The organism is Bifidobacterium sp. LH_743 (genome assembly GCF_056355775.1).
Genome location: NZ_JBKESZ010000001.1, coordinates 167,700 through 189,004 on the forward strand (window position 1 = coordinate 167,700; position 21,305 = coordinate 189,004).

General features: G+C 60.3%; 15 protein-coding genes. 9 read left to right on the top strand and 6 right to left on the bottom strand.

What is annotated here, in order from left to right; genetic code table 11:
- Positions 1–283 precede the first annotated feature (283 nt).
- Positions 284–3,619, top strand: a complete 3,336-nt coding sequence (locus AC1ATL_RS00670; RefSeq protein ID WP_476567722.1) for an ABC transporter permease — start codon at positions 284–286, stop codon at positions 3,617–3,619.
- 8 nt (positions 3,620–3,627) lie between these two features.
- Here the strand turns inward: AC1ATL_RS00670 and AC1ATL_RS00675 are convergent, their stop codons facing one another.
- Positions 3,628–5,085 carry a cation:proton antiporter gene (locus tag AC1ATL_RS00675; RefSeq protein ID WP_432624451.1) on the bottom strand — a complete coding sequence of 486 codons (1,458 nt, stop codon included), beginning with the start codon at positions 5,083–5,085 and terminating at the stop codon, positions 3,628–3,630.
- A 75-nt stretch (positions 5,086–5,160) separates the two neighbouring features.
- Positions 5,161–6,327 carry an ATP-binding protein gene (locus tag AC1ATL_RS00680; RefSeq protein WP_476567724.1) on the bottom strand — a complete coding sequence of 389 codons (1,167 nt, stop codon included), beginning with the start codon at positions 6,325–6,327 and terminating at the stop codon, positions 5,161–5,163.
- Between the two features lie 403 nt (positions 6,328–6,730).
- Between AC1ATL_RS00680 and AC1ATL_RS00685 the strand changes: the two genes are divergently transcribed.
- Positions 6,731–8,260, top strand: coding sequence for an amino acid permease (locus tag AC1ATL_RS00685; protein WP_476567726.1), 1,530 nt, complete (start codon positions 6,731–6,733; stop codon positions 8,258–8,260).
- A 104-nt stretch (positions 8,261–8,364) separates the two neighbouring features.
- On the opposite strand, the gene AC1ATL_RS00690 is transcribed toward AC1ATL_RS00685, so the two are convergent.
- The 3 genes from AC1ATL_RS00690 to thiS form a co-directional block, all read right to left on the bottom strand.
- Positions 8,365–9,279 carry a thiazole synthase gene (locus AC1ATL_RS00690; RefSeq protein ID WP_432624448.1) on the bottom strand — a complete coding sequence of 305 codons (915 nt, stop codon included), beginning with the start codon at positions 9,277–9,279 and terminating at the stop codon, positions 8,365–8,367.
- A 184-nt stretch (positions 9,280–9,463) separates the two neighbouring features.
- Positions 9,464–10,177: a sulfur carrier protein ThiS adenylyltransferase ThiF gene (gene thiF / locus AC1ATL_RS00695; RefSeq protein ID WP_432624447.1), complete on the bottom strand. Its 714-nt coding sequence runs from the start codon at positions 10,175–10,177 to the stop codon at positions 9,464–9,466.
- Between the two features lie 208 nt (positions 10,178–10,385).
- The gene (gene thiS, locus AC1ATL_RS00700; RefSeq protein ID WP_432624452.1) at positions 10,386–10,580 is read right to left on the bottom strand and encodes a sulfur carrier protein ThiS; all 195 of its coding nucleotides are present in this window, start codon (positions 10,578–10,580) and stop codon (positions 10,386–10,388) included.
- 617 nt (positions 10,581–11,197) lie between these two features.
- Between thiS and AC1ATL_RS00705 the strand changes: the two genes are divergently transcribed.
- The 5 genes from AC1ATL_RS00705 to AC1ATL_RS00725 all read left to right on the top strand — a co-directional run bounded on the left by AC1ATL_RS00705 (position 11,198) and on the right by AC1ATL_RS00725 (position 17,101).
- A complete protein-coding gene (locus tag AC1ATL_RS00705; RefSeq protein ID WP_169080743.1) occupies positions 11,198–11,491 on the top strand; it encodes a helix-turn-helix domain-containing protein in 294 nt (97 codons plus the stop codon).
- A 140-nt stretch (positions 11,492–11,631) separates the two neighbouring features.
- Positions 11,632–12,696, top strand: a complete 1,065-nt coding sequence (locus tag AC1ATL_RS00710) for an aldo/keto reductase (RefSeq protein ID WP_476567729.1) — start codon at positions 11,632–11,634, stop codon at positions 12,694–12,696.
- A 96-nt stretch (positions 12,697–12,792) separates the two neighbouring features.
- Positions 12,793–13,284 carry a MarR family winged helix-turn-helix transcriptional regulator gene (locus tag AC1ATL_RS00715; RefSeq protein ID WP_432624468.1) on the top strand — a complete coding sequence of 164 codons (492 nt, stop codon included), beginning with the start codon at positions 12,793–12,795 and terminating at the stop codon, positions 13,282–13,284.
- Between the two features lie 105 nt (positions 13,285–13,389).
- Entirely contained in the window at positions 13,390–15,252 is a 1,863-nt protein-coding gene (locus AC1ATL_RS00720; protein WP_476567732.1) for an ABC transporter ATP-binding protein, read from the top strand.
- A gap of 1 nt (position 15,253) precedes the next feature.
- Positions 15,254–17,101 (top strand): ABC transporter ATP-binding protein, encoded by a 1,848-nt coding sequence (locus AC1ATL_RS00725; RefSeq protein WP_476567734.1) that lies wholly within the window; start codon positions 15,254–15,256, stop codon positions 17,099–17,101.
- A gap of 254 nt (positions 17,102–17,355) precedes the next feature.
- Here AC1ATL_RS00725 and AC1ATL_RS00730 read toward each other — a convergent pair whose 3' ends face one another.
- Entirely contained in the window at positions 17,356–18,375 is a 1,020-nt protein-coding gene (locus AC1ATL_RS00730) for an FAD:protein FMN transferase (RefSeq protein ID WP_476567736.1), read from the bottom strand.
- Between the two features lie 362 nt (positions 18,376–18,737).
- Between AC1ATL_RS00730 and AC1ATL_RS00735 the strand changes: the two genes are divergently transcribed.
- Complete coding sequence (locus AC1ATL_RS00735; protein WP_476567738.1) at positions 18,738–20,537, top strand: FTR1 family iron permease; 1,800 nt, start codon at positions 18,738–18,740, stop codon at positions 20,535–20,537.
- A 73-nt stretch (positions 20,538–20,610) separates the two neighbouring features.
- Positions 20,611–21,279 (top strand): iron transporter, encoded by a 669-nt coding sequence (locus AC1ATL_RS00740; protein ID WP_026646624.1) that lies wholly within the window; start codon positions 20,611–20,613, stop codon positions 21,277–21,279.
- Positions 21,280–21,305: the final 26 nt, after the last annotated feature.

The window sequence follows — 21,305 nt, forward strand, 5'->3', positions numbered from 1 at the left end:
TGTTGTGGTGGTTGGCGGGACCGCGGAGCTGGGATGGTTGGCGGTTGTTGGTGCATTGCGCGTGGTGTGGTTTGGGCTGATACAGATTAGGCTTGGACGGATTTGTATGGTTTCGGGCGATTCTAGGCGATTCGGCGCCGCTGCGGCCTTGCTTCTCCGGTTTTATGGTGTTCAATGGAGATGGGACCATGCGCGGGCCGGCTGCGGTGTTGCGGTGTTGCGGTGTTGCGGTGGCTGCGTGTGGGGCATGTGGGTTGTATGTGGTCGTATGAGGGAGGCCGTGATGGCGTTCGTCAAAGACATGTTGCGTATGTGGGCGCATTCGTGGAAAAGATTCGTTTCGATCGCCATGATCACCCTGCTGGGCGTGGCCGTGCTCACCGGCATATACGCAGGTTGCCGGGACGCGTTCCGCGGTACTGATCGGTTCTTCGACGCCCAAGGCCTGCACGACATTCAGGTGCTGTCCACCGCGGGACTGACGGATGACGATATCGCCGCGATGCGTGCCGTCGACGGCGTCGAGAAGGTGCAGCCGGAACGGTCGCAGGACGTGACGTTCGATTTGGACGGCGGCAAATCGGCGACCATGCAGGAAATCGGAACGGATGGCATCGACCAGCCGTACGTGCAGGAAGGACGCCTGCCGAGGAAAGCCGGCGAAATCGCGGTGACCCGAAAATTCATGCTCGACTCCGGCAAGAAAATCGGCAGCCACCTCACCGTAGCCCCCGAAGCCGCCGAGCCCTCCTCCTCGGATACCCAAGTGTCCGATTCTGCAGAATCGGACAAACAAACCGGCAAAAACATCGCCTGGATGTCCGATTCCCCAGAATCGGACAAACGTGGTGCCCAATCGGATGCTTGTGTGTCCGTTTCCCCAGAATCGGACATTCATGAGGCAAAAAACGGTGTTCAGATGTCCGATTCCCCAGAATCGGACACTCAAAGTGGCGCTGAGACCATCGCGGTCGCGGACGAAACGGGCGGAGCCTCCGAAGCCGACGCGGCGCCGAGCTTTCCGACCAGGCTCACCATTGTGGGCGTGGTGCTTGATCCGCGGAACCTGAGCAATCCGGACGGCTACTCCGCCATGACCTCGTTCCGCTCCACCGCCACCACCGACTACACGTTCTTTGCTCCCTCCGATGGCGTGACCGGTACCCTCTACACGTCCGCTACCCTTCTTGTCAAAGACGCCGCGGCCGAAGACACGTTCGGCGAATCGTACGAAGACACCGTCGGGAAAGTGGTCGACCGCATCGACGGCACCGTGAAAACCGACCGGCAGAAGGCCCGCCGCCAGGAGCTGCTCGACGCGGGCGAAAAGCGGATCGCCGACGCACGTGCGAAAGCCGACAAGCAGTTCGCCGAGGCGCAGTCGCGCATCGACGCCAATCGCGAGCGGTTCAACCAGCAACTCGACCGCATCGTCGACATGCAGGCGGGCGCCGCAGCCGCCAATCTCACCGACGCCATGCGTGAAACAATGCGTGAAACAGCAATCGCGGCAAGCCCCGAACTGACGCAGGCCAAACAGCAGCTCGACCAGGCGCAATCGCAATTGGACGAACAGCGGGCGAAAACCGAGCGAACGCTGAAAACCAAGGAGAACGAGCTGAAGAACAGTGTTCCGCAAGTGCGGTGGTACGTGCAGGACCGGCAGTCGCTCGGCGGATTCAGTGCGCTCAAATCCGACCTCGACTCCATCCAGTCGCTCGGCAACGCGTTCCCGATCGTATTCCTGATAGTGGCCGTGATGATGAGCCTGACCGCCATGGCGCGCATGGTCGAGGAGGACCGCTCGCTCATCGGCACCTACGTGGGGCTCGGCTACGGGCGCCTCGTGGTGGCGTCGCGCTACCTGCTGTTCGCGGTGCTCGCCTGTCTCATCGGCGGTGGACTCGGCCTGCTCGCGGGCTTCCTCGGCATTCCGGCGTTCCTGCTGGTCGTATTGGAGGGCATGTACGTGATGCCCGGCGTGCATCTGGAATACGACTGGCTGTACGGTTCGCTCGGCGTCGCGCTGTTTGTGGTCGGCGTGCTCGCCGCCACCATCTACGCGTGCGTGCGGGAGATGCGTCTGACGCCCGCCGAACTGATGCGGCCGAAAGCGCCACGTGCCGGCTCGCGCATTCTGCTGGAACGGATTCGGCCGATTTGGAATCGCATGAGCTTCCTCGGCAAAGTGACCGCGCGCAACATCTTCCGTTTCAAGTCGCGTCTGATCATGACGGTCGGCGGCGTGGCCGGCTGCACCGCGCTTATCGTCTGCGGCCTCGCCATCAATGACACCGTCGCCGACCTTGGAATCAAGCAATACCGCGACATCTACCAATACGACCTGATGGTGGTTTCCGGCGATTCGGACGCGGACGAGATGCGCGCCAAAGTCGCTTCGGACGGGCGCGTCACGTCATCGCTCGACGTGCGCGTCGAATCGGGTGATATGGCCGTTGGAAAGGGGAGTGCCGGAAAATCGGACGATGCCGGAAGGAAAGCCGGCGATTCGAATGGCGGCAGCTCGAACGGCGGCAGCGCAAGCATCCAGCTGATCACGGTGCCGGAAAAGCGGCTGTCCGATTTGGGTGCGATGGTCACGTTGCAACCGGTGAGAACCGGGATGCTGGGCTCTTCCGAGGCAGGCAAGGCCGGTTCCCTGAAATTGGATGACGACGGCGTGATTGTGGCGCAGTCGGCGGCGAACGCGTTCGGCGTCACCGCAGGAAGCAAAGTGCGGCTGACCAACGGCGATGGCGTGCAGGCCGTCGCGAAAGTGGCCGCGGTGAATCGCAATCTCATCGGCTCGGACGTGTACGTGAGCGAAGCCTACTACACCAAACTGTTCGGCAAAACCTTCGTATCCGATACGTCCGTCACGAACTCCAAATCCTCCGAATCTGCCGAATCTGCCGGTTCTTCCGCATCAAGAATGTCCGATTCTGCAGAATCGGACAAACAGACGACCCAAACCGGTACCTACGTGTCCGATTCTCCAGAATCGGACATTCAAAGTACGAAAACCGGGTCCCACGTGTCTGTTTCTGCAGAATCGGACACTCAGGATTCCACGGCGCTGGCCTGGAACGCCATGCTCGCCAAACTCTCCGGAACCGACGCCTCGCAAACCGCCTACGCGCAATCGCTGGAAAAAGACGATGCGGTGATGAAGACCGTGAGTTGCGCGCACATGGCCGACAGCTTCAAATTCGACCTCATGGGCGCGGTGGTGGCGCTGATCGTGGCGCTCGCCGGCGGGCTCGCGCTGGTGGTGCTGTTCACGCTCGCCAATACGAACGTGTCCGAACGCGTGCGCGAGATGGCCACGCTCAAGGTGCTTGGCTTCTTCGACCGTGAAGTGCACCATTACGTGAATCGCGAGATGATGATTCTCACCGTCATGGGGGTGGCGCTGGGTCTGCCGCTCGGCCGATTCGTGGGCGGCCTGTTGACCATGGCGCTCAACATGCCTTCGCTGTATTTCGAGGTGGAGGTCAAGCCGCTGAGCTACGTGGTCGCGGCCGCGGTGACCATGGCGTTCGCGCTGCTGGTGCAACTGTTCGTCAATCCGGTGCTTGACCGCATCGACCCGATCGGCTCGCTCAAGTCCGTGGAGTAGCCGGCACCTTAATTCTTCGGATAGCGGTAGTTGTGCGGCAGCTGCGTGGTGAGATGCGGGTCCAGGCCAAGCTCCTTCAGCTGCCGGTCGATCTCATGTCGGGCGCGCTCCACAAGCGCGGCCCGGTGCTCGTCGCCATGCCCATGCGCTTCCAGCACGTCCAACGTCTCCGCCAAGCGCTTGAGCCGATCCTGATGGTGCAGCAGCGTGCGTATCTGCGCATGCTCGTGCACGATCTCACGCCAATCGGACGGCGTGTGCGCGATCTCCCGGACCGCGGTGACCGGGTGCACGTCGGCCACCTGATACGTGATTGAGCCGAGCAGCGGCATCAGGAACACCGTGATCGCACCGGCCGCGACGAGCGTCGACGCGGTGTCGCTTTGCATGGTGCCGACCTTCACCGCCAGCGATGTGACGGCGACGATGATCGGCAGCGCGGTCGTGCAATACAGCGCGACGGTGACGCGGTGGTGCGACGACATCGGGTTGCTGCGTTTGTCGATTGACATGGCGATGTACACCGGCACCGCGCGGATCAGCATGAGCATGACGATGAACGCGACGAGCAGCGCGGGCCGCCCGGCGACGGCGCGCACGTCGATCGCCGCTCCCGATACCACGAAGAAGACGGGAATGAGGAATCCGTAGCCGACGCCTTCCAGTTTCATTTCCAGCGATTGGCTGCCGTCGGGGATGATGTAGCGCAGGATGAAGCCCGCGGCGAACGCGCCGAGCACCGCGTCAAGGTCAAACAGCGCGGAGATGGTGACGAGGAAGATGAGCAGGAACGTGGTCAGCCGCATCAGGGTCTGCGATGACGTGTTCGCGTTTTCCGTAAGGAAATGGTACAGGCGATGGCCGGTTTTGAGCGCCTTCGCAGGCAGGGTCGCGCACAGCAGGCAGATGGCGAGGAACGTGCCGAGTACGAGCATGGTCTGCCATCCGGTACGGGTGGACAGCAGTATGGCCATGGCGATGATCGGACCGAGTTCGCCCCATGTTCCGTAAGAGATGATCGCGTCGCCGATGGGGGTTCCCTCGAGGCTGCGTTCCTTGAGGATCGGCATGAGCGTGCCGAGCGCGGTGGTGGTGAGCGCGATGACTGTGGCGATGCCGTTGATGCCCTGTTTGGAGAAGAACGGGATGAACGTCACGACCAGCCATGCAAGGCCCAGCGTGACCACCCATGTGATGAGGCCGACCTTGCCTTGATGCCCGGCAAGACGCTTCGGATTGATCTCATAGCCGGCGAGCAGGAACAGGAATGCCATGCCGAGCTCGCTCAGGAGTTTCACAGCGTCGTTCACCTGCACCACGCCAAAACCGTATGGACCGAGCGCGGCTCCGGCGGCGAGCAGCAGCACGGTCTGCGGAATGAATTTTCCTGGGATCAGCTGCGCCACGATCGGGCTGACGGCCGCCACCGCCATGATGATGGTCAATGAAACGAGCTCTTGCGTCATGCCATCAGCCTAATGTCCCTGCGTGACGGGCTGGCTGGGGTTAAGCCCGGTGCATATAACGCGGATGCGATGTGATCAGGCGACCAGATCGCCGAGGCTGCCGAAGTCCAGTACTGTCCCATGTTTGGTGGGGAAGGACTCATCACCCCCGTAGACGACGAAGCGATGATCCGTCTCCACACCCATAATCGGCGCGAGGTCTTCCAGATTCTCGAAAGCGCTTGGCCGGTATGTGGCGGACGATTTGACTTCGATCGCATACAGGGGCTTGCCGCCTTTCTCGAGGATGAAATCAACCTCTTTTTTGTTGCTGTCCCGCCAAAAGAACAGCCTCGGTTCTTTTCCAAGCGCCTGATAGCGTTTGATGATTTCGACCGCGACCGCATTCTCGTAAAGATTGCCACGGTATTGGCTTTCTGCAAGCTGTTCGGCGGTTTCGATGCCTAGTAGATTAGCTGCCAGTCCAGTGTCGTAGAAATACAGTTTCGGGGCTTTGATCAGGCGTTTCCCGAAATTCTTGTGGTAAGGGTGTAGACGAAATGCAATGAAGCTTGATTCGAGGATGGACATCCAGTTACGGGCCGTATCGACGCTGATATCGCAGTCGTTGGCAAGGCTTTCGATATTCAGCACTTCGCCGATCCGTGTGGCGCATACCGTGAGAAATGTGTTGAAGGACGATACTTTCCGTATGCCCAGTTCGGCGCGCACGTCACGGTCGATGTAGGTGCGGATGTAGTTTGGGAAGAAGTCTTCGGGCGCGATGCCAATGACGTTAAGCCGGGGATATCCGCCACGGAACAGGAAGTCGCTCATGGCCGTCGGCTCGAAGTCCGTGCCTGAAAGCTCGTTATAGGAAAGCGGAAGCAGGTGGAGGATTGCCACGCGACCTGCGAGCGACTGGGAAATGCTTTTCATGAGCAGAAAATTCTGCGAACCGGAAAGTATGTACTGTCCGGGCATATTCGCGTTGTCTATTACCCCCTGCATATATGAGAACAATTCGGGGACCCGCTGCACTTCGTCGAGGATGACCTTGTTGTCGAAGCGGGCGAGGAATGAGCGTGGATCATCTTGGGCTACCGCGCGCATATCCGTGTCTTCGAGGGAAACGTAGCGATAATCGGGAAAGACGTTTCGGACGAGTGTGGATTTTCCGCTTTGCCTTGGGCCGGTGACGGAAACGACCGGAAATTGCTGGGCAAGATGCAGCAGTTTGTCGCTGAGCGTTCGATGAAGCATTTTGCGCCTCCTGCAAGGGTTTTGAAGCAGCTATTCGTTGATTTGCATAAAGTCTAACCCACGATTTACATAAAGTCTAACCCATGATTTGCATAAAGTCTAACCCATGATTTACATAAAGCCTAACCCACGATTTACATAAATCGTTTCCAATCCACCATTGGGATGATATCTGCCTGCAGGCGTCTTATGGATGTTGGGCTGTCTGCTATAGGGGATATTTGGGAATGGCACGTGTTTCTTCAATGCTTGCCTGAGCGCTTTGCCTGAACGTCCGGTTGACGCCTTATTTCTGTTCGGGAACCAGACATTTCAGAGATAAACGTACGAGGGGATGCGGGTTTCTTTCGCGTTACGAACAATGAAGTTTATTGTGCGGTTCTCGCGGTAGGGTGTGAGCATTATGACTTTTGGGAATACGCAAACCGGAAAAACCGGCGCGACTGGCAACGCGCAGTCGCAGATCAAATCCGTCGAAAGCCTCGACGAAGACAACGAAATGTCCCGTGGCCTGACGAATCGCCATGTGCAATTCATTGCCATCGGCGGCACCATCGGCACGGGCCTGTTCCTCGGCTCCGGCAAATCCATCGCCCTGACGGGCCCCAGCATCATCTTCGTATACGTCGGCGTCGGCCTGATCATGTTCCTGCTCATGCGCGCCATCGGTGAAATGATGTACCGCGACCCGAGCCAGCACACCTTCATCAACTTCATCGGGCGTTACCTCGGCCGTGCGTGGGGCAAGTTCGCGGGCTGGACGTACTGGATCGTGCTCATCCTGACCGGTATGACCGAGATTACGGCGGTCAGCACCTATTTCGTCACGTTCTTCCGTATGTTCGGTATAGAACTCCATGCGTGGAAATGGCTGATCGAACTGTGCTTCCTGGTGGTGCTCACCGCCATCAACCTCATCGCCGTCAAAGTGTTCGGCGAAGCGGAGTTCTGGTTCTCGATGATCAAGATCACGCTGATCGTCGGCCTTATCGTCACGGCCGTGGTCATGCTGGTCATCGGCTTCCACTACCCGGCCACCACCATCGACGGTGTGGACGGCACCATTCCGGGCGCTTCCGTTTCGTTGAAGAACCTTGTCGACGGTTTCTCCATCGCGCCGAACGGCTGGATGAGCTTCTTCATGAGCTTCCAGATGGTGTTCTTCGCCTATCTGCTCATCGAATTCGTGGGCGTGACCGTCTCCGAAACGCAGAATCCGCGCAAGGTGCTGCCGAAGGCCATCAACGAGATCATCATGCGTATTCTGATTTTCTACGTGGGCGCGCTGGTCGCCATCATGGCGATTGTGCCATGGCGCAACTTCAAGCCGAACTCCGATGGCTCCTACCCGTCCCCGTTCATCATGGTCTTCAAGTATGCGGGTCTTGACTGGGCCGCCGCGCTGGTGTTCTTCGTGGTGATCACCGCCGCCGCATCGTCGCTCAACTCGCTGCTGTATTCGGCGGGCCGCCACCTGTACCAGCTGGCGCAGGATTCCGACGTTCCGGCCATGGCGCGACTGGCCGAAGTGTCCGACCGCAAGGTGCCGGCCAAGGCAATCGTGGTCTCCGGCTGCATGGTGCTGCTGTCCCCGATCATCAACATGATTCCCGGTGTCAACAGCGCGTTCGTGCTGTTCTCCTCCGCCGCCAGCGCCGTGGTGATTTTCATCTACGTGCTTACGATGTTCGCGCATCGCGGTTATCGCAAGAGCTCCGACTTCATTGCGGACGGCTTCCTGATGCCGGCATGGAAGGTGACGGATTGGATTGCGATCGCGTTCTTCGTATTCGTGTACGTGACGCTGTTTCTTTCGGCCGATACGCGCGGTTCCGCGATTGCCGGCGTGGTCTGGCTGGTGGTGTTCGGCGGATACTGCCTGCTGAGCGAGCGTTCCAAGAAAGGCGATTCGAAGGCGGTCTCGCGCAAGTAGGCCGCGCAAATAGCGTGGTTGCGCGATGCAACGCGACGCAAGATGACAAAGGGTCGGTGGGAAACCGTAAGTCTCCCACCGACCCTTTGTCGAATCGTAGCCGATCAGCCGATGTAATCGGCCTCGTTCGTCGGGCTGGACGGCACGGCGTGGTCCTCCGTCACCTTGCCCAGACCGGACAGATACGCCTCACGGCCGGCCGCGATCGCGTTCTTGAACGCGCGCGCCATCAGCGGAATGTTGCCGGCGGAGGCGATGGCCGTGTACGCCATCACTGCGTCCGCGCCCATTTCCATAGCCTCGGCGGCCTGGCTCGGACGGCCGATACCAGCGTCGATGATTACCGGAACGTTGGAGTTCTTGATGATCACCTCGATGAAGTCGCGTGCGCGCAGGCCCTTGTTCGAGCCGATCATCGCGCCAAGCGGCATCACGCACGCAGCGCCCGCATCCTCAAGACGCTTCGCCGCGATTGGGTCCGGGAACATGTACGGCATGACCACGAAACCCTCCTTGGCCAGTTGCTTCGTGGCCTTGATGGTCTCTTCGTTGTCGGGCAGCAGGTACTTCGCCTCGTGTTCGATCTCCACCTTGACGAAGTCCGTCTGGCACACCTCGCGGGCCAGACGCGCGATACGCACTGCCTCTTCGGCATTGCGCGCGCCGGACGTGTTCGGCAGCATGGTGATGCCCTTGGGGATGTAGTCGAGCAGGTTGTTTTCGGTGGTGCGGCAGCGGCGCAACGCCATGGTGACGATCTGCGTGCCGGCGTTCTCGATGGTGGCTTTGATGAGGTTCAGGTCGTAGCGGCCGGAACCGAGGATGAAGCGGCTGGTGAACTTGTGGCCGCCGAGGATGAGCGGATCGGCGTCGCCGGTGGCGATCTCGTCGTAGGCGTGTGCGTCCGGCTCCGGCAGGATGGCGGTGTTCGTGGTGGTGCCGACCAGCTCGTCGAGCGTGGCGTTCGGCGCGGCGGCGACGTCCTTCTCCGCGGTAGTGATGGTGTGTTCAGTGCTCATAGTCGGTTCCTTTCGTTGGAATTACGCGGTTTTCGCTGTTTTCTTGCGGTGGCCGCGATTGATGCACGGTGGATATTGCGTTGTGATCGGTGCGCAGGGACTAGTGTGGCGGGGCCGGTGCGTAGTGGAGTAACGTAGCATTTTCCGCTGCGCACCGGCCCCGCATGCCTTGTGCCTTGCGGCCTTATGCGTCCTCTTCGCCGAGGATCAGACGGGTGATCATGTTCGCCTCATGGCAGGCGACCACGCCCACGCGCGGCGCCATCAGACCGGCACCCGGCACCGGTGCGGTCTCGCCGTCGCCGCAGAAGTAGAAGTTTTTCGAGACGCGGCGTGTGCTCACCAGATTGGAGCTGCGGAATCCGGCCATGCCCGAAGCGCTCACGAGCTTCTTGTCCGGCAGGTTCTCCAGCACCGCGTTGACGAGCATCGTCTTGTTCTCCGGCACGTCGAACGCCTCGCAGATGATGTCCTCGTTCTCGAACAGCGTCGGCACGTTCTCGTCGGTCACCTTGACGGTGTCGATGGTGATTTCGGTGAACGGGTTGATCTGGCGCAGGTTGGAGCGCAGCGCCTCGGTCTTGTACTGGCCGAGGTCCTTGAGGAAGTACTGCTGACGGTTCAGGTTGGTCATGTCCACGCGGTCGAAGTCGATGAGGTGCAGATGACCGACGCCGATGCGGGTCAGGGCCACCGCGATGGTGGAGCCGAGACCGCCGAGGCCGCAGATGGCCACGTGCGCGGCGTCGAGCTTGTCCTGCGTGGCGGCGGTGTGGCGGTCGAGCAAGGCCGCGCGGATTTCCTCGCGGCTGACCAGCGTGGTGGGGTCGGGCAGGTTGTCGAATGCCTGCTGGCGGGCGTTGATCTGTTCCGGTGTTGCAGTGGGTTCAAAGGTCATGATGGTTATTCTTCCGTTCGTTGATGTGCTGGGTGTTGTTGGCTTGCGTTGCTGTGCGTGCGATTGCGGCGTGCTGCGCGTCGCGTGCCTACGTTCGCCGGACGTGCGTCACATGCGTCACGTGTGTTGTGCATGTTGTGCATGTTGTGCATGCAGCCGCGTCCGGGCCGATTTGGCGGATTGCTGAATCGCTGAATCGCAGTGCCGCTCAGCCGCCCTGCACGAAGGTGACGATTTCCAGGGTGTCGGTGCCCTTGAGCTGCGTCTGCGCGCGCTTGGTGCGGGGCACGATCTCGCCGTTGAGCTCCACGGCCACGCGGTCGGCGCGCAGCCCCTTGCTTTCGATCAGCTCGGCCACGGTGATGGGCGTGGCGACGTTCTCTTCCTTGCCGTTGATGATCATGTGCGGTGTTCCCTTCTGTGCCTGCGGCACTGTCTATGGCCCCTTGAGTGTCCGATTCTGCAGAATCGGACATCTGCACGCCGGTTTTGGTCCTCTGTGTGTCCGTTTCTCCAGAATCGGACACACGAAGTGCCTTTCGGGATGCACGTGTGTCCGTTTCTGCCGAATCGGACATACAAGCATCTGTTTGCGGCTTCCACATGTCCGTTTCTGCCGAACCGGACACTCGGGGTCGGTACGAAAAAAGGGTCGCCGAAGGAACCGTACCCTGTGAGGTGGTGCGCCCCTCCGTGACCCTAATCACGCGATATTCGGTTATCGCGAACGGAAGATTGAGATGCGCCTTGGCGGCGCGAACAACCCGTCTCCTTACGGCGGCATTACCCGCATCAAGTCCTCGGTCGAAGCTCGTCGAGCTCCCTCTCAGCCTTTCGGCTCCCGTTCGGTTGTGTCCTCATCCTCTCGCACCCGCCCGACAAGCCAAGCGCGCACGTATGTTTTCATATAGGGCCAATATATGCTGCCGGTCCCAAATAATTATCGCTATTATAATTCTTACGAGAGTTGATTATCAGAATAATGACAATAAAAGTTTGCAGACAAGATGGGGTGCGAATATGAAGTATGTTCCGACGAAAGTGAGGCGTTCGCTCCGTGTCTTGGGGGAGCATGCCACGATTCAGCGGAAACTGTTGAATCTCACACTTGCCGATGTGGCGCAAAGGGCGGGGGTGAGCATCAATACGGTGCGCAACGTTGAAAGCGGCAAAGCCGTGAGAACGGATTCCCTGTTTGCGATTTTGAACATTCTCCAGCTTCTGGAACCGGCCGTAGACGCCACTGACCCGTATCAGACGCCATTGGGTATGGCCTGTGCCATTGATCAGCTTCCGCAACGGGTGAGGAGGTAGCAGTTATGGGCTCTCGTTTTGAGCATGCGATTGATGAATTGGATGCAGTGGCGGGATAAGCCTGTGCGCTGATGCTGCCGGCTGCCGCATGTGTGCAAGAATGGGTGGCGGATACGATGACGACGGGGAGGAAGACGGTTATGGCGATTGCACGGAATGAGAGCGAATTGGCGGGGTTCAGGATTCCAAGGCTTGGCATGGGCACGATGGCGCTCGCCATCGAAGGACGGCCGGACCGCGATACTGCGATCAAGACGATCCATGCCGGTCTCGATGCGGGCGTGCGTTACTTGGACACCGCATGGTCGTACTATCTGCCGAGCCAACCGGGAACCGGAACCCCGGAGGATTTGGGATACGGCGAGAGACTGGTGCGAGACGCGTTGCGCACGTGGGATGGCCCGCGTGGCGAGGTGCTGGTAGCCACGAAGACCGGCTACCGTCGCACGATGGAAGCTCCGGCTCCTGACGCCAGTGTGTCCGATTCTGGAGAATCGGACATCCAGAAGGTGTCGAGTGGTGTTCGGATGTCCGATTCTCCAGAATCGGACACTCGGGATGCGGACGCGCAGGAACGCCAGCACCTGCAGGCCGCCGGCAGCCGATACGGCTGGATGGCCGATTCGCGCCCGGAGACCATGATCCGTGATGCCAAGGAATCAGCCGTGCACCTCGGCGTGGACGCGCTTGACCTGCTCTACTCGCACGGCCCGGACCCTGCGGTTCCCTACGAGGATCAGGTGGGTGCGCTCAAGCAGCTGTTGGACGAGGGTGTGATCCGATATGCCGGCATTTCCCGCGTGGACAACGAGCAGATCGACATCGCACGCAGCATTCTGGGTGATGGTCTGGTTGCCGTGCAGAACCAGTTCTCGCCTTCACACCCCGATCCGGAACATACGATGGAGCATTGCGCCGAACTCGGCCTGGCCTTCGTCTGCTGGAGTCCGCTCGGTGGCTTCCTCGACGCGTTCGACCAGCATGCCTACGATACGTTCCGCGAGGTCGCAACCGCTCATGACTGCTCCTACCAGCGCGTGACGTTGGCGTGGGAACTTGCGCAATACGGCAAGCTGTTCACCATCCCCAGCGCCCGCAATCCACACGAGATCAACGATTCCTTCGCCGCCACCGCGCTCGACCTTACCCAGGGCGAGCTCGACGTGCTGAATCGTTCCGTATTCGGCGGTTCCCGCTCACGCTGACGGTTCAATAGTTTGATTCCTCCAAATAATTGTTTACACCGTAAGCTATCGTAGGCGGTTGTTTACGGACGTCTACGGTGTAAAGGAGGACGCTCATTGGGGTTCGAGCAGGAAGCATTTGAACGGCTGGTGCATGTCACCTGGGATAATCGATCCAAGATGCAGCGGGAGATGCTGCGTGGCGCCAAAGGTGAGCCGTTCGTCGTGCAGCAGCTGTATATCAAGGGGCCGATGACGCCATCCCAGATCGCGCAGGCCATGGGCGCCACCACCGGACGTGTCTCCACGCTGCTTGCCGGACTTGAGAAAAAGGGCCAGATCGTGCGCGAACCGGACCCGGATGACCGACGCAGTGTGCATATCCGTCTCACTGAAACGGGTGAGGAACGCGCGCACCGGCAGCGTGAGAGCATGCGCGACGCGATCTGCTGGATCTTTTCGCAGATGGGGGAGCGCAGGACGCGCGAATTCATCGACCTCACCACCGAATTCACCACGTACATGACGCTGTGCATGCCCGGCAAGCCGCGGCCCACGCCGGAACAGGTCGCCGAGGCGTTCTCAGGAAACACACAGGAAGAAGCGTAATATCTCACATCGTAAGTAATTTACGATGTAAAGTAATCGTCGATAGTAGCTTCGCCGACAATCGCAAATCGCATACAGAAAACAAATAAGAGAAGGAACCAATACATGCTTCGCATCATGCGATACCTCTCCAAAGCGGAGATAGGCCAGATGCTCATAGCGCTGGTCAGCATCGTCGGGCAGATCTGGCTCGACCTGACCCTGCCGGATTACATGTCCGACATCACCACGCTCGTGGAAACCCCCGGCAGCAAGATGCACGACATCTGGGTGGCCGGCGGCAAAATGCTGCTCGTCTCGCTCGGCTCCGCCGCCTGCGCCATCGTCACCGGCTACATCGCAGCCCGCGTCGGCGCCTCGTTCAGCCAGCGCCTGCGCTCGCTCGAATTCCGCAAGGTGGAAAGCTTCGGACCGGCTGAAATGAGCCGATTCTCCACCGCATCGCTCATCACCAGGTCCACCAACGACATCACGCAGATCCAGATGTTCATCACCATGGGTCTGATGATGATCGTCAAATCGCCGATTATGGCCGTATGGGCCGTGTGCAAGATCGCCGGCAAGGGATTCGACTGGACGCTCGCCACCGGCATCGCCGTGGCCATCCTGCTGGTGGCCATCGCCGTAATCATGCATTTCGTCATGCCGAAGTTCAAGGCCATGCAGCGCCTGACCGACAACATCAACCTTGTGGCCCGCGAGAACCTCACCGGCCTGCGCGTGGTGCGCGCCTACAACGCCGAGGACTACCAGGAAGCCAAGTTCACCAAGGCCAACAAGGAACTCACCGATACCCAGCTGTTCACCAACCGCGCCATGGCCATCATGATGCCGCTCATGAACACCATCATGAACGGCCTCATGCTCGCCGTGTACTGGATCGGAGCCTACCTGATCGACGCCGCCGAGCTGACCGACAAGCTCACCACCTTCTCCAACATGGTGGTGTTCTCCAGCTACTCCGTGCAGGTCATCATGAGCTTCCTGCTCATGAGCATGGTGTTCGTGCTCTGGCCGCGTGCCGACGTGTCCGCGCAGCGTGTGCTTGAGGTCATCGATACCGATCCGCTCGTCACCGACGGTACGCACACCGAAGGCGAGCCCGGCAAAGAAGGCGAGATCGAATTCCGCAACGTGAGCTTCACCTACCCGGATTCACGCGAGGCCATGCTCCAAGGCATCACGTTCACCGCCAAGAAGGGCGAGACGGTGGCGTTCATCGGCTCCACCGGCTCCGGCAAATCCTCGCTCATCAACCTGGTGCCGCGCTTCTACGACACCACGCAGGGTGAAGTACTCGTCGACGGCGTGAACGTGCGCGATTACACGCTCAAGGCCCTGCGCGACAAGATCGGCTACGTGCCGCAGCAGTCGTTCCTGTTCAAAGGCACCATCGCCTCCAATGTAAGCTACGGCGACCAGCCGGGCGCACCCGACAACACGGTCGAAATGGCCGACACCTCCACCGCGGCCGGACGTAAACGCGAGAGCGAGTTGCTCGCAGCCGAATCAAGCCGCGCGCTCACCGCCGAACAGATGGCCGACGTGCGCAAGGCCTGCGACGTGGCCCAAGCCACCGAATTCGTGGAGAAGAAGGACAAAACCTACGAATCCGCCATCGCACAAGGCGGCTCCAACGTGTCCGGAGGCCAGAAGCAGCGCCTCTCCATCGCACGCGCCGTCTACCGCCATCCGGAAATCCTCATCTTCGACGACTCCTTCTCCGCGCTCGACTTCAAAACCGACCGTGCGGTAAGGGACGCGCTCGCAAGGGAAGCGAAGGACTCCACCAAACTGATCGTCGCCCAGCGCATCGGCACAATCATGAACGCCGACCGCATCGTCGTGCTCGACGACGGCAAAGTGGTCGGACAGGGAACACACGAGGAACTGCTGGATAACTGCGATGTGTACCGCCAGATCGCGCAGTCGCAGCTCAGCGAGGACGAACTGAAGGGAGGCCGCTGACATGGCAGGTGGCATGGGGCACGGTCGCAGACGCGGACCTGTTGAAAAGCCGCAGGATTTCGGCGGCGTGATGAAGAAACTGGCGCGTTTCTGCCGCCACTACATTCCGGCCATGATCTTCGCGCTGGTGCTCGGCGCAGCCGGCACGGTCTGCCAGATCGTCGGTCCGGACAAGCTCAAGGACATGACCAACGAGATCACCAAGGGCCTGCCGGCCCTCGTGCACGGCAGGCCGGTGCTGCGTTCGATTGATTTCGACGCGGTGAACCGCATCGCATGGCTGCTGGTCGCGCTGTACGTGGGCTACGCCGTGCTCTGCTACGTGCAAAGCTGGATCATGGCGAACGTGACGCAGCGCACCGCGCAGCAGCTGCGTGAGGCGATCAGCGTGAAGATCAACAAGCTGCCGCTCAAGTACTTCGACAAGGTCAGCTACGGCGACGTGCTTAGCCGCATCACCAACGACGTGGACGCCATCGGCCAGACGCTCGGCCAGTCGCTCGGCTCGCTCATCACCTCCGTCACGCTGTTCTTCGGCGCGCTGATCATGATGTTCTACAACAACGTCATCATGACGCTGTGCGCGGTCGGCGCCTCGCTGCTCGGCCTGATCGTGATGGGCCTGATCATGAAGGTCTCGCAGAAATACTTCGCCCAGCAGCAGATCGCCCTGGGTGACGTGAACGGCCATGTCGAGGAAATGTACGCCGGCCACACCGTGGTCAAGTCGTACTGCGGCGAGGCCGACGCCATCCGTCGCTTCGAGAAGTACAACAACGACCTGTACGTCTCCGGCTGGAAGAGCCAGTTCCTTTCCGGCCTGATGATGCCGCTCATGAACTTCATCGGCAACTTCGGCTACGTGGTCGTGTGCGTGGTGGGTGCGGCGCTCGCCATGGACGGCAAGATCGAATTCGGCGTGATCGTGGCGTTCATGATGTACATCCGCCTGTTCACCCAGCCGCTGTCGCAGTTCGCCCAGGCCTTCCAGAACCTGCAGCGTTGCGCCGCCGCATCCGAGCGCGTGTTCGGCTTCCTTGAGGAGCCGGAGATGGCTGACGAATCCGGCAAGCAGGTGCTGCTCGGCGTCGGCGCGGACGGCAAGCCACAGCCGGTGCGCGGCGACGTGGAATTCAGCCACGTGCGGTTCGGCTATGATCCGGACAAGACGATTATCCATGACTTCTCGGCTTCGGTGAAGGCTGGCCAGAAGGTGGCTATCGTCGGTCCGACCGGTGCCGGCAAGACCACCATGGTGAACCTGCTTATGCGCTTCTACGAGATTTCCGGCGGCACGATTTCGATCGACGGCGTGGACACCAAGTCCGTGCCGCGCTGGAACGTGCACGACCAGTTCTCCATGGTGCTGCAGGACACGTGGGTGTTCCGTGGAACAGTGCGTGAAAACATCGCATACTCCAAGCCGGGCGTCACCGATGAGCAGATTGTCAACGCCTGCAAGGCCGTCGGCCTGCACCGCTACATCATGTCGCTGCCGAACGGCTACGACACCGTGCTTGATGACAAGGCATCGCTTTCGCAGGGCCAGAAGCAGCTGCTCACCATCGCCCGCGCCATGGTTGAGGACGCCCCGATCCTGATCCTCGACGAGGCCACCTCTTCGGTCGATACGCGCACCGAAGAGCTGATTCAGAAGGCCATGGACGCGCTGACGGTCGGTCGCACGAGCTTCGTGATCGCGCACCGTCTGTCCACCATCCGCGACGCCGACATGATTCTGGTGATGAACGGCGGCGACATCGTCGAACGTGGCACCCACGAGGAGCTGCTCGCGAAGTCCGGCTTTTACGCCGACATCTACAACAGCCAGTTCACGCTGACCGACTGATTGGTTGGCTGGCTGAACGGCCGATTGGCTGATGGCTGACGCCGGTTGGCTAATCGACCGGCCAGCCGGCCGGAATAATCCGACGCGCGCCGACCATGCGGAATCCACCCGACCCCACGGGCCCGATCCGCACGGTCGGCGCGTTTTGCATATGGCGGTGGAAATGACATGAAAATGCACCAAAGTACACGAATGTGTACCAAAGTGTACGAATGTACACGAATGTGTATGGCTGTTGGCTTTGGCTGGGCCGACTAGAGGAAACGACCGGGAAAACCGCTACTGAGACTGGCGTGGCGGTCGGCGTCCAGCATGGCGCATTCGAACGCGAACACACGGCTCAGCGCATTCGGATCGGCGACGAACAGCGCGGTGGCCAGACCGTCCGCCAGGGCGGTTGGGATATCGGCGAAAACGATTGTGCGATGGTGGGTGACCGTATCGGCGTCGGCATTCGTATTCGCATCCGTCCGCACGGCCACCCACGTGGCCTCCATCTGCTGCGCGGGCAATCCGTCGATGGCATTGAGCAGATGATGGATGGCCAGATGCGTCCGTTCGTCGACCGCCACCTCCCAATGACGACGGCTCGGCGCGCTCGCGCAGAACGCACCGTCGGCGATATGCGCCACGCCGACCGCGCGGGATGGGTCGTCCGGGTCCTCAAGCGCCACGCTGATCGGCTCTGCGGCATGCACGAGCAGATCCCCTCCGGCGTCGATGACGAATTCCCCCTCATCCTCCATCGATTCACTCAGCAATCCACCCAGCAGGTCAACCAGATAGCCCTTGCCGCATGCGCCGAAATCCAGATGGATCGGGCCTTGCGTGACCAATGTCGTGCCTTCCGAACGCACCACGTCACGCTCCCACACGGCCCGCCCCCGCAAAGCCCCCAAATGTCCGCCGGCGTCAGCTTTAACCGTGAAACTCAACGCGGGATCGTAGCCAAGTCGAATCAGATCCTCGCCCACGCACGGGTCGATTGCGCCGGAAGTGGCATCGCGCAACGCATCATACAAGTCGAACAGTGGCTTGGCCCAATCGGGAAAATCGAAATGGCCGCCATGTTCCGCGCGCCCGATGCATGCTACCAACGAATCGGCGCGGAATCGCGACAGCACTCGCTCATAATCGTCGATGAACCGCTCCATTTCGCCGCGTAGTTCCGTGGAAATCGGCCGGGCCGTCGAGATCAGCAGACCGGTGCCGAGCGCGTTGGGAAATGCGGTGGTGTGCGGCATGCGCCGCGCGAGTGTGTTGGCGGAATCCATATCCCCGATGCTAGCGTGAGGACGATCGCGATGCGGAAAGGGGCATCATTACTGAAAATGCGAAGTATATTTTGCATTTCCCCTTTTTCGAGGTGGAATGTTAAGTATATTTAACATTTTTTCGACTGGCTGCTGGATGGATGAGTTGCTGTCGCATGCCACGATGTGAGACGACACGCCGAAGTCGTCAAAAATAAAAATGGCGGAATTCCGCCGATTCTGGGAGTGCATTACAGCAGAACGTACCAAAAATCAAGACTGTTCTTCAAAAAACTTTCGTTCTATTTTGTTTTTTCGGTGCGCATGTCGCGTACGGCGATGAGGGCGCACCGAACAAGCTCGGAAGAAGGAAGGTTCGGAACATGTCATCTCGCGTCGCGCAGCGTCACGTAGCCGGTTCGTGCGATTCGCGCGTCCCGGTCTCCGGCCGTCTTGCCGCGCTTCTTGCGACGCTGATAATCGCGCTCGTCACGCTGTTCACGAATACTGCGATTCCGCAGCGCGCGGTCGCCGCCGATGACAGCCAGACGGATTTCGATTCCTGGACCGCCGTGGCGGACAACATCGCCAAACAGCTCGACACCGCCGAACGGGATTACCGTGACGGCAACTACGGCCAGGCCGGCACCGATTTCCAGACCGCGCATTGGATCGGCTACGATGCGTCCAATTTCTCGAAGGCCGTCAACGACACCATTTCCGCCGACAAACAGACCGAACTGCTCAAGCAGTTCACCGATTTGGAAGGCCTCGCCTACCAGCAGGGGCAGGGCGACGTCATCTCCGGCGCCGTCGACGCGTTGAACGCCGATCTCGACGCCGCCGCGAAGACGCTCGACGCGAACACCAGCCTCGCCAACCCGCGCGACTACGCCAAACAGCGCGCCGCCGAAACCGCCAAGGAACGCAAGACGCTCGACGCGGCCAAGAAGAACTCCTCCAAAGGCAAAGGCGACCGCACGTGGAGCGACGTGGCCAAGGAAATGAACGTCATCCTCGACAAGGCATACCAGGCCGCCATCTCCAGCAAGGGATCGGAAGGCTCCAGCCTCGTCAACAACGCGTACTACCAGTACTACGAAAAGCTCGGCTTCGAAAAGAACGTGATGAACGCCATCTCCGGCGACCGTGTCTCCCAAGTCGAATATCAGTTCAAAATGACCCGCAAGACCATGCGTGACGGCGGATCCCAGAAGCAGATCAAGAAGCTCGTCGACGACCTCAAAAGCTGGCTTGTCGAAGACGCCGCCACCCTCGACGGCGGCGCGTCCGGCAACATCAGCGGCTTCACCAAAGCCGTCACCAGCTCCGCCGGGCAGGCGTTCCTCATCCTCATCCGTGAAGGCCTCGAAGCGCTGCTCGTCGTGGCCGCCGTCGTGGCTTACCTCGTCAAATCCGGCAACCAGCGCTTCACCAAGTGGATCTACCTCGGCGTGCTCGCCGGTCTCGCCGGCTCCGGACTGATTGCCGTGCTCTTCACCTTCCTGTTCGGCGGCTCCGGCCCGATCCAGGAAATCAGCGAAGGCGTGTGCGCGCTCATCGCCATGCTCATGCTGCTGTGGACCAGCAACTGGATGCTTAACAAGAGCTCCGTGGAAGCATGGAACCGGTACATCCGCACCAAAACCGAAACCGCCGTGGCCAGCGCGCAAAGCAAGGTCGCAGCCGGAGAAGGCGTGAGCCTGGGCATGGTCGTCTCGCTCGCCATGCTGAGCTTCCTCGCCGTGTTCCGCGAAGGTGCCGAAACCGTGATCTTCTACGAATCCATCTACTCCATGAGCCAGGATTCGCAAGGCATGTGGATTGGCGGCATCGCCGCGGCCGTGGTGCTGCTCATCATCTTCCTCGTGCTGCGCTTCACCTCCGTGAAGATTCCCATCGGCCCGTTCTTCCTCGTCACCTCGATTCTGATGGCCGTGCTTGTGGTCATCTTCGCCGGCGGTGGCATCCATGCGCTCATCGAAGGCGACCTCATCGACGGCCACTACCTGTCGAGCGTGCCGACGAATGACTGGATCGGCCTGTATCCGTACGTCGAATGCCTTGCCGCCCAAGCCGTCGCCGCCATCGCGGTGATAGCGCTGTTCATCGTCGGCTTCGCGCGCAAACGCAAGTTGCGTACGGCGGCTGATACGGGCGATTCGGACGCGACGCACGCCTGACGGCCGTACGCAATCCGTAATCGCAAATTTCCAGATTTTTCCTCACCATCCGACAACACAGAAGGAAAGAGAAATGAAGAATAAGAAGATCGCCGCTCTGCTCGGCGTCCTGCTGGCCGGCTCCATGGCCTTCTCCCTGTCCGCGTGCGGCGGCTCCGACAACGCCGCCTCGTCGGACAAGTCCAGCACGTCCACGTCGGACACGGCGAAGGACACCAAGGCCGCCGACGATTCCAGCTCCGACGATTCCGGCGCGGGCTTCGAGGAGATCCAGGTCGACGAGAAGCATTCCGACCAGGAAGTCGGCCCGCTGACCGTCAACGCCGTGTACTTCCAGCCCATCGACATGGAACCGTCCGGCATGGGCCTCAAGGCCGCCGACGCGAGCTTCCACCTCGAAGCCGACATTCACGCCAACAAGAAGGGCACCGAACTCGGCTACGGCAAGGGCGACTTCGTGCCGGACCTCACCGTCAACTACGACATCATCGACAAGACCTCCAACAAGTCCGTCGGCTCCGGCACTTTCATGCAGATGAACGCCTCCGACGGCCCGCACTACGGTGCCAACGTCAAGCTCGACAAGGCCGGCGCCTACAAGCTCGTGCTGAAGATCGAATCCCCGGAGAAGAAGGGTTGGATGCTGCACGTCGATCCGGAGACGGGCGTCAAGGGACGCTTCTGGACTGAGCCTATCGAGGTCACCTTCCCGGATTGGAACTACACGCCGCAGGAATGGTGATTCTCTCCTTGTAATGGTTGCCGTTC

Coding starts and splice junctions, on each gene's coding strand:
- AC1ATL_RS00670 (WP_476567722.1), top strand. CDS start 284: ATGGCGTTCGTCAAAGACATGTTGCGTATGTGGGCGCATTCGTGGAAA.
- AC1ATL_RS00675 (WP_432624451.1), bottom strand. CDS start 5,085: ATGACGCAAGAGCTCGTTTCATTGACCATCATCATGGCGGTGGCGGCC.
- AC1ATL_RS00680 (WP_476567724.1), bottom strand. CDS start 6,327: ATGCTTCATCGAACGCTCAGCGACAAACTGCTGCATCTTGCCCAGCAA.
- AC1ATL_RS00685 (WP_476567726.1), top strand. CDS start 6,731: ATGACTTTTGGGAATACGCAAACCGGAAAAACCGGCGCGACTGGCAAC.
- AC1ATL_RS00690 (WP_432624448.1), bottom strand. CDS start 9,279: ATGAGCACTGAACACACCATCACTACCGCGGAGAAGGACGTCGCCGCC.
- thiF (WP_432624447.1), bottom strand. CDS start 10,177: ATGACCTTTGAACCCACTGCAACACCGGAACAGATCAACGCCCGCCAG.
- thiS (WP_432624452.1), bottom strand. CDS start 10,580: ATGATCATCAACGGCAAGGAAGAGAACGTCGCCACGCCCATCACCGTG.
- AC1ATL_RS00705 (WP_169080743.1), top strand. CDS start 11,198: ATGAAGTATGTTCCGACGAAAGTGAGGCGTTCGCTCCGTGTCTTGGGG.
- AC1ATL_RS00710 (WP_476567729.1), top strand. CDS start 11,632: ATGGCGATTGCACGGAATGAGAGCGAATTGGCGGGGTTCAGGATTCCA.
- AC1ATL_RS00720 (WP_476567732.1), top strand. CDS start 13,390: ATGCTTCGCATCATGCGATACCTCTCCAAAGCGGAGATAGGCCAGATG.
- AC1ATL_RS00725 (WP_476567734.1), top strand. CDS start 15,254: ATGGCAGGTGGCATGGGGCACGGTCGCAGACGCGGACCTGTTGAAAAG.
- AC1ATL_RS00730 (WP_476567736.1), bottom strand. CDS start 18,375: ATGGATTCCGCCAACACACTCGCGCGGCGCATGCCGCACACCACCGCA.
- AC1ATL_RS00735 (WP_476567738.1), top strand. CDS start 18,738: ATGTCATCTCGCGTCGCGCAGCGTCACGTAGCCGGTTCGTGCGATTCG.
- AC1ATL_RS00740 (WP_026646624.1), top strand. CDS start 20,611: ATGAAGAATAAGAAGATCGCCGCTCTGCTCGGCGTCCTGCTGGCCGGC.